A 13,278-nucleotide genomic window follows, 5' to 3' on the forward strand; every position below is an offset into this window, starting at 1 on the left:
AGGGGTCCTTTCGGAGAGCTGTCAGGCGGTTTCGTCTGCGGCCGGAGGCATCGTCGCCGGGTCGATGAGCACATGGATGAGGGCGGGCCCGTCGTGAGCCAAGGCCCGGTCGAGCGCGGCTGCGAAGTCCTCGGTGGCCTCGACGCGCTCGCCGTGGCCGACCATTCCCGCTCCCGTCGCAGTACCGTCTGCTCCCGGTGGAACAGAGCCGGAGACCCTCGCCGAGGCGACCCCGGAGCTGCCGAGATCGAATGCCGACATCCACGCCGCGAAGTTCGGGTTGACCATCCGCGTGCCCGAGGGCCGCCCGGGATAGTGGTTCTCCTGGTGGGACACGATCGTGCCGTACACACCGTTGTCGACGACGATGATGAGCGGTGATCCGCTGTGGGCGAAGGCCGTGGCGATCTCCTGGCCGTTCATGAGGAAGTCCCCATCGCCGCAGATCGCGACCGCACGCCGTTCCGGGTACGCCAGAGAGGCCGCCACCGCGGCGGGAACGGCGAGGCCCATCGCCCCGTTGCGGGCTCCGACGAGGCCGGCCGGGCGCTCATGCCGGATGAACCGGTGCCCCCAGATCGTCGCATTGCCGGCTCCATAGGTGAGGATCGCATCCCCGCCGAGGCGGTCATCGAGAATCCCGAACGCCACCCCGAGATCGACCCCGGCACGGTTCGCGTTCTCCGGTGCCGCCTCGGCGTCGGGGCGGTGCGCGGCGAACCGGGACTGCACGTCGGCACGTGACTGCATCCACTCATCCGTCCGAGTCCCGCGCAGCTGCCCGGGATCGCGAGCGCCACCGGCATCGTTCCTGGTCAGGGCCTGCGTGAAGGAATCCGGGGAGGCGATGATGTGCTCATCGATGCGCCCTGCGTGCTGGGTTGCCTCCATGTCGAGGGAGACGAGCACGGTTTCGGCGTCGAAGCCGATCGTGTACCCGTCGCTCAAGACGTCGGACCGGGTGCAGCCGACGAAGACGACGAGGTCCGCCTCGGCGAAACCGGCCGCCACGGCATCGGCGCGACCGTAGCCGAGCCAGCCGGCCCACGCCGGCGAGGAATGCGGAATCGCATCGTAGGCGCGCCAATCGCAGAAGATCGGCACCCCCGCCGAGGCGGCCAGACCGGCCAGCTCGGCGCCGCACCCGTTGTGCCACCCATCCCCGCCGAGGACGAACGCGGGACGCTCGGCCGCCGCGATCCGAGAAGCCAACCCGTCGATGACGGCGGGGGCCGGGGTCGGTGGGGCCACCTCGGCGAGTGTCGGGGTGGGGGACTCGGTGAGACGGACGAGGACGTCTTCGGGCAGGCCGACGACGACGGGGCCGGGGCGACCGGAGGCGGCGATGCGCAGGGCGTCGGCGGTGATCTCACCGGCACGGGCCTCGTCATCGATGGTGAGCACGCGCTTCGCCGTCGAGGAGAACCATTCGGGCAGGCTGAACTCCTGGAAGGATTCGCGGGATCGATCGTTGAGGGGGACGAGGCCGACGAAGAGGACGAGCGCGGTCGCGTCCTGCCAGGCGGTGTGGACGGAGATCATCGCATTCGCCGCCCCGGGACCGCGGGTGACCATGGCGATTCCGGGACGACCGGTCAGCCGGGATTCGGCCAGCGCCATGAACCCCGCACCGCCCTCCTGCCGGCACACGACGGTCTCGATGTTCGCGTCATACAGTCCGTCGAGGACGTCGAGGTAGGACTCGCCAGGGACCGCGTAGACGCGTTCGATGCCCGCGCTCTCCAGGGTGTCGACGATGAGGTGGCCGGCGGAACGCGACATTGGGTGTCCTTTCGAGGGTCGAACGGTTCTCAGTGCTTGAAGCCGGGCAGATCGACGCTCAGCTTCGGGGCGATGGCGCCGGCGAAAGCGGTGAACAGGGACAGGAAGGCGAGCATCGCGGCTGCCGGCCACCAGTGGTCGCCCGCCGAGGCGACGAAGCCGGTCGCGAGCAGGGGGATGAATCCGGAGATCATGCCCGCGGCATTCTGGGACATGCTCACGCCCGTGTACCGGGTGGTCGCCGGGAACAGGCCGGTCATCACGGTACCCGAGGCCGCGTAGGGAAGGGACAGTGTGCCGACCGCGAGGGTCATGGCGATGACGACGAGTGCGGGGACCCCGGACTCGAACATGAAGAAGGCCGGAACGGCGACCACTGCCGAGGCGACACCGCCCCAGAGGATGACCCGGCTGGCACCGTACTTCGTGCCGAGCATGCCACCCCAGATCAGGACGAAGATCTCGACGGCGGCGGCGACCATGCTGCCGAGCAGCAGGAGCGAATCGTCGTAGCCGAGGACGTTGACGCCGTACCAGACGCAGAATGCGGTGACGAGGTAGAAACCGCCGACGCCGAGGAGGGCTGCGGCCATGCCGATGATGATCTGCTTCCACGAGTCGCGGAAGGTTGTGGTGATCGGGCTCTTCTCGACCTCTCCCGACTCCTCCAACTGGCGGAAGACCGGTGACTCCTCGAGGCGGCTGCGGATGTAGACGGCGACGAGGAGGAGCGGGATGGCGACGAGGAACGGAATGCGCCAGCCCCACGAGTGGAAGCTGTCCTGGGACAGGATGAGGGTGAAGACGAAGAATCCGCCCGAGGACAGGATCGTGCCGATGGGCGAGCCGATCTGCGGGATCGCCGCATAGCGGGCGCGCAGGTGCAGGGGCGCGTTCTCGACGACGAGGGTCATCGCCCCCGACCATTCGCCGCCGACGAAGAGACCCTGGAAGATGCGGAGGAGGACGAGCAGGGCAGGAGCGGCGAACCCGATGGCCGCATAGGTCGGCAGCAGGCCGATGAGGCCGGTGACGACGCCGATGCCGACGATCGTGATCATGAGGACCCGACGACGGCCGACCTTGTCGCCCATGCGGCCGAAGATGAGACCGCCGATCGGGCGAGCGGCCAGACCCACACCGAAGGTCGCGAAGGAGGCCAGCGCGGCTGCGGTGGCGTTCTCGCTGGTGAAGTACTGGACATTGAAGATCAGGGCGGCCGCGGCCGAGAAGAGGAAGAAGTCGTACCACTCGAGGGCGGTGCCGATCAGCGCACCGGCGGCCACCTTGTTCGCGTCCTTGATGCTCAGTTCTGTTGTGGCGCTGGCCTCGGCGGACGCCGTGGTTTTCTGCTCGCTCATAGTGTGCTCCGTTGAGGATCGGGACGCGGTCCGCGGCTCCGCCGGTCGGCGGCTGGGCCGGTGGGCCCATGCGGGTCCGGTGTCGGTCGAGTCGTTCGGACCGGTCGCATTCGGTGGTGTGTGACCGGCAGATATCGACCTTACCGAGTGTCGTACGTCTCTTCCCAGACACATTTGTCGCCGAATAGGACAGCAGGATTGTGCATCTGCACATATTGTGGGGTGATGACTGCCTATCGTGACCGCCGACTCCGCGATCGTCCGCTTCCGGGAGACGCGGCCCGATGGCTCGAGCTCCTCGATGCCCTCGACCTCGACGAGCTGACCGATCGCTTCATGGCCCGTGTCGTCCGCGTTCCCGGCTATGATCCCGCGCCGATCCCGGTCTCGGAACTTCGTCGGACCGGGCGTGATTCGTTCCGTACCCTCATCGAAGGACTGCGCGCAGGAGGATTCGACGGGCCTGTGACTGTCTCGACGGAGGTCGGGGTCTCCCGGGCCCGGGCCGGCATCCCGCTCGAGGCGCTGATGACGGCGATCCGCCTCGACTTCAGCGTGCTCTGGGAGGTGCTCACTCGGGTGGCGACCCAGGACGATGCGGAGTTGGTCATCCGCCACACGGGCATCGTGCTGTCCACGGTCGACGAATACGTCTCCCAGGTCCAACAGGCCTACACGGCCGAGCTCGCGCGGATGCGGGCCGAGGAGTACTCGGTGCACGCCGGCCTCATCGCCAGTCTGTTCGAGGATCCGGACCCGACCGGCGAACGACTGTCGACGATCGCGACCGGGCTCGGTCTCGACGTCGACTGCCCGCTGCTCGTCATCGCCGCCACCGGGGACGATGTCCGGGCCCTGCAGGTGATCATCTCCGATCATGTCCGCGCGGGCGGAACCATGTTCGCGCACCACCTCGGCGAGGTTCTCATCGCGTTCACGCAGGTTCCAGAAGGCGTGGGCCATGTTTCCGATCCCGTCGGTGGCGGAGTCGGTCATTCGCTGGGGGCGCTCGCCGGCAGGATCGCCGAGGCCAGGGTGGGGTACGTCCGCGCCGAAGGAATCGGGGCCCTGCGGCGTTCGGCTCTGACGGCCCGAGACCTCGCCGACGTCATCGCCGCTGATGAGACGTCTGCGATGACATGGAGGCGCGGATGGGCACGGTTGGCCGCTCGGTCGCTCAATGCCGCGGGCAACCCGATCCTCGCCGATGTCGAATCGGCGTTGGGTGAGTGCGGGCCGGTCGAGCGAGAGCGTCTCATCGAGGCGGTGCAGGTGTATCTGGCGACGGGGAGCATCGGCGCGTCGGCCGAGCGGCTGTTCTGCCACCGCAACACTGTGGCCAATCGCCTGCGCCGTTTCGCCGACCTCACCGGCGTCGACCCGATGATCCCCGCCGAGGCGGCCCGCCTCGTCGTCGGTTGGGCGTGAGCGGGGCGGGGCTTGCAGCGCAACAACTGCTTCAAAGTGTGTGCGCGCAGCATTTGCGTTATGCGCCTGCACGTTGAGCCAGCTGGTGTGCACGTGGGCGCGAATTCGGCACCATGTTGTGACTTGTTCGAAGCGGGTGGACCAATCAGCGGGCCTGTGACAGTCCGGTGAAGCTCTGCCCGTGAGGACCGGTCAGGGCGAGAGCTCGGCCGTCGACGCTGAGCACGAATCGCCCATCGGGCTCAATCCCGAGTGTCTCGAGTTGCGCGCGAGTGTCAGGGAGGACTCCGGCTCCCTCATTGCTGATCCATACGACGTCGTCGCGTGATTGCATGAGGGCGGCGAAGCGGGCACGTGCCTCGGCATCGACATAGGCGAGCACCGCACTGTGGAAGACGACCGGCTGGGTTCCGGAGGGCACTTCGGCGAGCAGAGATTCGACGGTCTCAAGCAGGTCGCCGCGGACGAGGTGCGGGGGATCGGCAGCTGCAATCGAGGCGGCGGCGAGGAGGCGCGCCCGTCTCGCCTCATGCTCCGGCCAGATCAGCGACGTCAGCCATTCCCGCTGGTCAGCGTCGGTGATATCGAGAGGATTGAGATCGACTCCGGCCCGCCACGCCACCTCGGGGAGGTCTTCCGGCACCGTGGTGTTCGCCAGTGCGCATTCGAGCAGGACCGGGCTCGGACCCTCTGGCGGGTCGAGCGTCACCGACTGCTCGAACTTCGCACCGGACGTCCCGGGAGCAGAACGATCGGTGGCAACTGCGCCTCCGTGAGCGGTCCGATCGTCGGCTGCGGTGCGTTCGGCCGCCTCGGTGACGGTGAATCTGTAGCTGTAGCGGTCGGGATCGAGGCACAGACCCGCCGAGGCTCCGACCTCGATGAGCGCAAGCGGTCCGGGGATCTGCGCGAGCACCGGCAGCAGCGTGGCGCAGCGGCCGGCCTCGTTCGTCTGCGTGGACCGGGCGAGCATGAACTCCCGGATGTCGTCCCAGTGTTCGAGCAGCCACGATCGCAGCTGAGCATAGGAACCCTCGCCCGCACCGAGGTGGCGCGCCGCTGCGAAGAGGAGGTTGGCTTGGCGCTTCGGTCGGGGCAGTTCGAGCAGGAGCGAGATGACCGCGTCGTCCGCGGCCACTCCCTCGGCCCACATGGCGTAGATCGGGGAGGTGCCGGCCGCTTCGAGGCGGGCGAACGTGCCGTAGTAGTCGCGCAGTGTCTCGGCCTCGAGCTCGGTCATCGGCTGCACTGCGGCTCCCCTTCGCAATCGGGTTGTCTGCACTCATCGTAACCGTGTCGCCGCAGCTGCACTCGCAACCGGACAGCGCAACAACTGCTTCAAAGTGTGTGCGCCCAGCATTTGCGTTAAGCGTTTGCACGTTGAACCAGCTGGTGTGCACGTGGGCGCGGATTCGGCGCGGCGTCCCGGTATTCGGTACTTTCGGCGTGAACTCTAGGTCAGCCGTCTGCACTGTCGTAGTGTGTTGCCGTAGTGCGCTGGCTGCCGCGCCGATGCACCCGCAGCGAACCGCTGTCGCACGTCCGCGGCACGAGTCCGCGCCACCGCTGAGCCACCACAGTGGCCCGACCTGATCGAAGGAGATCCCATGTCATCCGAGGTGAGCCCGCCGACCAGCGGACAGACCCCCGCCGATTCGGCTCTCGAGAAGAGGACCCTGCGCAAGGTTCTCATCCGCCTCATCCCGTTCATCATCGCGATGTACTTCATCAACTACCTCGACCGGACGAACCTCGGCATCGCCGGACCCGGCGGCATGAACGAAGACCTCGCGATGAACGCGACCCAATTCGGGTTTGCGGCAGGCATCTTCTTCTTCGGCTACCTCATCCTCGAGGTGCCCTCCAACCTGGCCCTGCACAGATTCGGCGCCCGCATCTGGCTCGCCCGCATTCTCATCAGCTGGGGCATCGTCGCGGCCGCCATGGCCTTCGTGCCCAACCACGGATGGCTCTACGTGCTGCGGTTCCTCCTCGGCGTCGCCGAGGCTGGATTCTTCCCCGGCATCATCCTCTACCTCACCTACTGGTTCCCGACCTCGATGCGCGCCCGGGCAACCGCCCTGTTCATGCTCGCGATTCCGATGTCGAGCGTCATCGGCACGCCCCTGTCCTCGTGGCTGATCTCCAGCGGAAACGCGATCTTCGAGAACTTCGCCGGCTGGCGCTTCATGTTCATCATCGAAGGCGTTCCGGCCGTGCTGCTGGGCATCATGTGCATCTTCTACCTCACCGACCACCCGCGCGACGCGAAATGGCTGAGCTCCGAAGAACGCAACTGGCTGCAGGCGACGATGGACGCCGAGGAGAGGAGCAAGGAAGAGACCTTCCACTACCCGGTCCGCCGCTCCCTGCTCCAGCCGCGCGTGTGGGCACTGTCCTTCGTCTACTTCGGCATGGTCTACGGCCTCTATGCCATGAGCTTCTTCCTGCCGACGATCATCTCCGGGTTCCAGGAGACCTTCGGTGTCGAGTACTCGATCGTCGAGATCGGCTTCATCACGGCCGTCCCCTATGTCTTCGGCGCCTTGGCCATGTACTTCTGGTCCCGCCACGGCGACCGCACCGGTGAGCGAGTCTGGCACGTGGCCCTGCCGCTGTTCGTCGGCGGAGTCACGATCCCGATCGCGCTCTACCTGTCCTCACCGTTCACCACGATGATCGCCGTGACCATCACCTGCATGGCCATCTGCGCGGCCCTGCCGACGTTCTGGCCGTTGCCGCAGACCTTCCTCGCCGGCGCCGGTGCCGCCGCAGGTCTGGCGCTCATCAACTCGCTGGGCAACTCGTCCGGGTTCTTCGCCCCCTACATCACCGGTTGGCTCGCTGACCTCACCGGCACTCAGAACGCCGGCATGTGGGTCGTCGGAGCGGTCATGGTGGCCGCCGGAATCGTCACCCTCATCCTCAAGGCGGCGCCCGCACCCGATAGTGTGAAATCCCCGTCGAACTGAGGAGCCTCCTTGTCCACTGCCACACCATCGGAAACCGTCCAGTTCACCGACCTCATCGCCCGACTGAGCCCGGGCGCGCTGACCACGGACCCCGATGTCATCGACGCCCACTCCAGCGACGAAGCCCTGTTCTGTCCGCGGGAAGGGGCGATCGCCCTGGTCAGGGCCGCCTCGGCGGAAGACGTCCAAGAGGTCATGCGGTTCGCCAGCGCACATCGGGTGCCGGTCGTCCCGCAGGGGGCTCGGTCCGGGATCTCGGGCGGCGCGAACGCCTCACCAGGGGCGATCCTGCTCAACGTGTCGAAGATGAAGGACGTCGTGGCAGTCAACGAGGCTGAACGCCTCGTCACCGTCCAGCCGGGCATCATCAACCAGGATCTCAAGGACCACCTCGCACCGTTCGGACTGTCCTACCCGCCGGATCCGGGGTCGGTGGCCCTGTCCTCGATCGGCGGAAACATCGCGACGAACGCCGGCGGACTCTGCTGCGTTAAATATGGTGTGACCAGGGATTATGTCCGCTCACTCAAGGTCGTTCTGGCCGACGGGTCCATCACCACGCTCGGCCCGCAGACGGCCAAGGGCGTGGCCGGGCTCGATATGCGTCACCTCTTCATCGGCTCCGAAGGCACCCTGGGCATCGTCGTCGAGGCGACGCTGCGCCTCGTGCCCGCCCTGCCCGAGCCGTTCACCGCGATCGCGACCTTCCCGGATGAGCGCAGCGGACTGCAGACCGTCGCCGACTTCATGGCCGACGGCGGGGTGCCGAGCCTGTTCGAATTCCTCGACGGGGCAAGCCTGCGCATGCTCAACGACTACGGCGACTTCGGCCTCGACGGTGACGCCGGTTCGATGCTCATCATGCAGGTCGACGACAACCCGACCGATGCGGAAGCTGCAATGTCGGCCTTCACCGAGGTGGCCCAGCGCTGCGGTGCCCTCGACGTCGCGTACTCCGACGACCCGAGCGACTCCGCGGCACTCATCGCCGCGCGGCGGATGATCCAGCCGGCCTATGAGAAGTTCGCCACCGCCCACGGTGGCGGTCAGCTGCTCGACGATGTGTGCCTGCCGCGCACCGCCGTGCCCGAGTTCTGCGACCGGCTGGCCGAGCTGCGGTCATCATCCGGGCTCGAGATCGCCCTCGTTGCCCACGCCGGTGACGGCAATATGCACCCGTCGGTGTTCTTCGATTCCTCGGACGCGGTCGAGACGGGGAGGGCCGAGGACGTGTTCGCAGAGATCATGCGCGTGGGCCTCGAACTCGGCGGCACGATCACCGGCGAACACGGGGTCGGGTTCCTCAAGCGGGCCTGGCTGCCGAACGAACTCGACGAAGGGTCACGACGGATCCAGATGGCTGTCAAGAACGCGCTCGACCCGCTGGGCATCCTCAACCCGGGCAAGATGCTCGCCGAGATCTGAGGGCAGCCGGGCCGCCGTCGTAGGGCGCATGTGCCGGCTCGCGCCCCAAAAGCGGAGGGGCTCGGCCGTCTGGCCCCTCGTCAGCTGGTGGCGAGTTCGCACAAGGCCGTGACCGCATCCTCGATGAGGTCCTGCTGCGGGTGGCCCGGATCGCTGATCGCGTGGATGAAGCGGATCGGTTCGGGCGCTGCCAGCGGGATGATGGCCACCCCGGGTGGCAGGGGTTCGACACCGAGCCGAGGCAGCAGAGTCAGACCCAGGCCCCGACTGACCATGTGCAGGGCCGTGACGAAGCTGTGCGCTTCGTGTTTGAAGTGCACTCGCACTCCCGCGCGGGAGCAGGCGTCGAAGAGAATCGTCCGGCACGGGCCGTCCCCGGTGTCATTGTCGATCCAGGGGTATCTCTCCAGCTCACTGAGGCTCACCCCCGCACGATCGGCCAGCGGATGGTCATCCGGCACCGCGACCACATACGGATCCGCGGTGAGGAAGTGCCCCTTCACCTGCGGTGGAAACTCGGGGTTCTTCGATTCCGAGATGATCACCTGCAGATCGGAGTGGAACTCGTTCCACGGCCCCTCAGCCAGATTGAGCTGCACCGTGACGTCGGGGTGGCGGTTCTCGAGATAGACGACGAGTTCCGGCAGCCACCGAGTCCCCGCCGTCGCGAAATACCCGATCGACAGGCGTCCGATTCGATTCTCATGCAGCTCCGAGATGCGCTGCCCGAGGCGCCCGGAACTCTCGAGCACGGAGTCCACGTCAGACATGATCGCCCCACCGGTGTCGGTCAGGCACAGACCGCGTCCCTGTCGCTGGAAGAGCGTCAGCCCCGTCTCCTGTTCGAGGAGTTTGAGGTGATGGCTGACTGCGGACGGGGAGAGGTCGAGATGCTGCGCTGCGGAACGGACTGACCCGGTGAGTGCGACCGATTTGAACGTTTTCAGATGCGCGACGTTGTACACAGTTGAACCGTACGCATATCACGTACAGTCGTGCAATTGTGTGCGCTTTTCTTTCATCGTGAAGAGACGAATAATCATCCTTATGAACAGATCAGCGCTCAGTACTCCAGTCGCGAGTCCCAGTCCCCGACAGATGACGGCTCCCCGCGTCCTCCCGTGGATCGCTGCCCTGCTCACCATGACCTTCTGGGCGTCATCCTTCGTCGTCATCCGCGATGCCGGCGAAGCGTTCTCGCCCGGTCCGATGGCGCTGCTGCGGGGCGCGGCCGCAGCCGTGGTGCTCTCCGTCTGGATGCTCTTCCGCCGCCCGAGGTTCCCCTCCGGCAAGGTCGTCTGGCTGATCCTAGCCCTCTGGGGCATCGCCTGGTTCTCCGCCTACGTCGTCGTCCTCAACGCCGCAGAGCGGTCGATCGATGCCGGAACCGCCTCGATGATCGTCAATATCGCACCGCTCATCATCGCCGTCTTCGCCGGCCTCGTCTTCGGAGAGGGGCTGCCGAAGCGTCTGCTCATCGGCATCTTCGTCTCCCTGCTCGGCATCGGGATGATCACGGCAGCCAGCTTCACCGGCTTCTTCACGGTCGGCGGTCTTATCCTCAGCCTCGTTGCCGCGGTGCTCTACGCAGCCTGCGTGCTGCTGCAGAAGCACTTCCTGTCCGGGGAGGACTCGGTGACCGTCACCTGGATGGGAATCCTCATCGGTGCACTCGTCAGTCTCGTCTTCGCCCCCGGCCTCATCGACGAGGTGGCCGCGGCACCCATCGAGATGACGCTTCAGGTCGTCTACCTGGGCGTCGTTCCGACCGCTATCGCCTTCAATCTCTGGGGATATGCGCTGAAGTTCCTGCCGGCGGGACTGCTCAGTTCGTCGAGCCTCCTCGTCCCCGCCATCGTCGTGGTGATGGCCTGGCTCGTTCTCGGGGAGGTTCCGCCTCCGCTGGCAGCGCTCGGCGGTGTGCTCTGCCTGGGAGGTGCGGCCACTGCGATCGGGCCGCAGATCGTGCGGGCTCTGCGGCGGTCACCGGCTCAGGCCCAGCTTCAGGCCTGAACTCAGGGTTAGCTTCAGCCTTGGTATCGGCCCAAGTCCCACTCCTAGCGGTGACCGCGGCTCAGCCTTCGGCCTTGCCCTGACGCCAGTAGCCCATGAACGCGATCTGCTTGCGGTCGACTCCGACTTCCTGGACGAGGTAGCGGCGCAGACGTTTGACCGGCCCGGCCTCACCGGCGATCCAGGCATAGAAGGGACGCTCGTCCTTCTCTGTGGCACTCGAACTTCCCTGAGCCGCCTCGGTGAGGGCCGCGGGAACATCCCAGAGGATCTCCTCGTCGATGTTGACGTCGTCGAGTTCTCGGGCCGGACCATCTGTGGTGCCCGCTGACCCTGCCGATCCGGCTCCGACCTCGGCGGGGATCCGGGTCTCCGAACGGACCGCCTCGCGGACGGCGGGTTCGAGCAGCTGTCCGAATTCGGCCTCCCCGCGCGGCAGCCATTCGATCTCGAAGCCTGCGGGAGCAGTCATGTCGATGATGTCCTCGGCGCTGGGGACCTCGAGAACGGCTTTCCCTCGGGCCCGGCTGTCCTTGAGCGAATCGAGGATCGAGGCGATGGCGGGTACGGCGGTCTCGTCGCCGGCGAGCAGGATCTGGTGGGCATCGCCGGGGGCGAATTCGATCCCGGCGCACGGAGTCTCCGAAGTGCGGGAGGGGCCGATGATGTGGAGACGGTGCCCCACCTCGGCGGCCTCGGCCCATTCGGCTGCCGGGCCCGAATGGCCGTGCTCATCGGTGTGGAGGACCATGTCGATGACGAGTCGGCGGTCGGCATCGTTCCATTCGCGCACGGTGTAGGTGCGCATCGCACCGCGCTCCTCGGGGCTGACCTGCAGCCAGGCCTGGTACCAGGACACCCCGGCGGCTTCCTGCTCGGTGAGGAATGCCGGCAGATCGAACTTCGGTGCGGCGGAGCGTTGAGGCGGGATGACGAGTTTGATCCGCAGATCACGAGGGTGGGTGTTCGGGCCGAAGTCTTCGAGTCCCGCACCCCCGAACGTCACCCGACGGAAGGACGGGCTGAGATCGTCGACGGCGAGGACCTCTGCTTCGAAGGCGCCGATGGGGGCTCGTGACACTGATACTCCTTCGCATCCTCAGCGACCACGTGGTCGTGAGGTCGTCCCCGCGGGGACGCGTTCTGTTCGTGTGTGCAGCTGTCGTGGAAGACGGAACATCCGCAACGCTACTCTACTCTAATTTAGTAAGGCTAGCCTTTCCAAATAATGCTACGGTGGTCCCGGCGTCACTACAGGCGCACCAATTCCGTCCCCGCGGGGACGCTCACCGAAAGGCTCTCGATGCGTCGTCGTCAGCTTCTTGCCCTGTCAGTGCTCGCCCCGTTCGCCCTCGTCGCCTGCCGGGGCGAGGCCGACGGTGAGGCGGGAAGCGGTGCTTCCGGTGCTACTGACAGCGCCCCGAACTTCAGGTATTCGCCGGAAGGATATGACGGACTGACGATCGAACTCGACCGTCCGGCGAAGCGCATCGCCGCGGACTTCTATTCGGCGGCCGGCCTTGCGCAGTACGGAATCACGCCGGTCGCGGTCTTCGGCTTCGGACAGAACGAATCCCCCGGCAAGGCCTTCGACCAAGATGGCGTCGAGGTCGTGGGCACCGATATGGAACTCGATATCGAAGCCCTCGCCGTCGCCGAGCCGGACATCCTCGTCGCCTACGGCAATGAGACCGGCGACGGGTGGACGTGGTGGGACGAGAAGGTGAAGGGCCAGGTCAGCGAGCTCGTGCCCTTCGTCCCGGTCAAACTCGGCGGGCAGAGTCCCGACGCGATGTTCGCCCAGTATGCGGCCATCGCGAAGGCACTGGGCAAGGACACGGAGACCGGCGATATCGCGGACAAGCGCAAGGCCTTCGATGACGCTCGAGCACGCATCCGCACTGTGGCGAAGAAGCAGGACGATCTGACAGTTCTGCTGGCGAACTTCACCGCAGAGATCAACTACACCTCGAACTCCCTGGGCATCGCCGAGATGCTCACCGAAGATGGGCTCACCCTCGTCGGACCCGACGCCACGGGAGACAGCAGCTGGGCCGAAGTCTCCTGGGAGAAGATGTCGGACTACCCGGCCGACGTCGTCCTCGTCCACGACGCCTCGACCGACTACGAGGACAATCCGGTCTACAGACGACTGCCCGCAGTCGAGGCAGGACAGCTGGGCACCTGGGACGACAAACGCGCCTACACCTATGACGGCTACGCGACATGGCTGAACGAACTCGCCGATGTCCTCGAATCCGCGAAGAAGATCGTCAAGAACTGAGGCCCGCACCCTG

The 13,278-nt window shown here is 66.4% G+C and carries 10 protein-coding genes; 5 read left to right on the plus strand and 5 right to left on the minus strand.

All coding sequences use genetic code 11. From position 1 onward, the window contains the following. Positions 1 to 21: 21 nt before the first annotated feature. Together BLIN9172_RS09765 and BLIN9172_RS09770 are read right to left on the minus strand one after the other, a co-directional pair. Positions 22 to 1,782: a thiamine pyrophosphate-dependent enzyme gene (locus tag BLIN9172_RS09765; protein WP_101554895.1), complete on the minus strand. Its 1,761-nt coding sequence runs from the start codon at positions 1,780 to 1,782 to the stop codon at positions 22 to 24. Positions 1,783 to 1,811: 29 nt separating this feature from the next. After that, complete coding sequence (locus BLIN9172_RS09770) at positions 1,812 to 3,143, minus strand: MFS transporter (RefSeq protein WP_101554896.1); 1,332 nt, start codon at positions 3,141 to 3,143, stop codon at positions 1,812 to 1,814. A gap of 225 nt (positions 3,144 to 3,368) precedes the next feature. Between BLIN9172_RS09770 and BLIN9172_RS09775 the strand changes: the two genes are divergently transcribed. Beyond that, on the plus strand, positions 3,369 to 4,571 hold the full coding sequence (locus BLIN9172_RS09775) for an RsbRD N-terminal domain-containing protein (protein ID WP_101554897.1): 1,203 nt from the start codon (positions 3,369 to 3,371) through the stop codon (positions 4,569 to 4,571). 145 nt (positions 4,572 to 4,716) lie between these two features. Here the strand turns inward: BLIN9172_RS09775 and BLIN9172_RS09780 are convergent, their stop codons facing one another. After that, positions 4,717 to 5,811, minus strand: coding sequence for a DUF2332 domain-containing protein (locus BLIN9172_RS09780; RefSeq protein WP_101554940.1), 1,095 nt, complete (start codon positions 5,809 to 5,811; stop codon positions 4,717 to 4,719). A gap of 367 nt (positions 5,812 to 6,178) precedes the next feature. Here BLIN9172_RS09780 and BLIN9172_RS09785 point away from each other — a divergent pair, with 367 nt between their 5' ends. Together BLIN9172_RS09785 and BLIN9172_RS09790 are read left to right on the plus strand one after the other, a co-directional pair. Next, complete coding sequence (locus BLIN9172_RS09785) at positions 6,179 to 7,543, plus strand: MFS transporter (protein ID WP_101554898.1); 1,365 nt, start codon at positions 6,179 to 6,181, stop codon at positions 7,541 to 7,543. Positions 7,544 to 7,552: 9 nt separating this feature from the next. Continuing rightward, positions 7,553 to 8,968 carry an FAD-binding oxidoreductase gene (locus tag BLIN9172_RS09790; RefSeq protein WP_101554899.1) on the plus strand — a complete coding sequence of 472 codons (1,416 nt, stop codon included), beginning with the start codon at positions 7,553 to 7,555 and terminating at the stop codon, positions 8,966 to 8,968. 80 nt (positions 8,969 to 9,048) lie between these two features. Here the strand turns inward: BLIN9172_RS09790 and BLIN9172_RS09795 are convergent, their stop codons facing one another. Further along, positions 9,049 to 9,933: a LysR family transcriptional regulator gene (locus tag BLIN9172_RS09795; RefSeq protein WP_101554900.1), complete on the minus strand. Its 885-nt coding sequence runs from the start codon at positions 9,931 to 9,933 to the stop codon at positions 9,049 to 9,051. Positions 9,934 to 10,066: 133 nt separating this feature from the next. Between BLIN9172_RS09795 and BLIN9172_RS09800 the strand changes: the two genes are divergently transcribed. Further along, entirely contained in the window at positions 10,067 to 10,981 is a 915-nt protein-coding gene (locus BLIN9172_RS09800; protein WP_101554901.1) for a DMT family transporter, read from the plus strand. 61 nt (positions 10,982 to 11,042) lie between these two features. Here the strand turns inward: BLIN9172_RS09800 and BLIN9172_RS09805 are convergent, their stop codons facing one another. Then, the gene (locus tag BLIN9172_RS09805) at positions 11,043 to 12,062 is read right to left on the minus strand and encodes a siderophore-interacting protein (RefSeq protein WP_101554902.1); all 1,020 of its coding nucleotides are present in this window, start codon (positions 12,060 to 12,062) and stop codon (positions 11,043 to 11,045) included. 222 nt (positions 12,063 to 12,284) lie between these two features. Between BLIN9172_RS09805 and BLIN9172_RS09810 the strand changes: the two genes are divergently transcribed. Beyond that, positions 12,285 to 13,265, plus strand: a complete 981-nt coding sequence (locus BLIN9172_RS09810; protein WP_164742861.1) for an ABC transporter substrate-binding protein — start codon at positions 12,285 to 12,287, stop codon at positions 13,263 to 13,265. Positions 13,266 to 13,278 lie beyond the last annotated feature (13 nt).

This window comes from Brevibacterium linens ATCC 9172, from assembly GCF_900169165.1.
In the GTDB taxonomy this organism is placed as follows: domain Bacteria; phylum Actinomycetota; class Actinomycetes; order Actinomycetales; family Brevibacteriaceae; genus Brevibacterium; species Brevibacterium linens.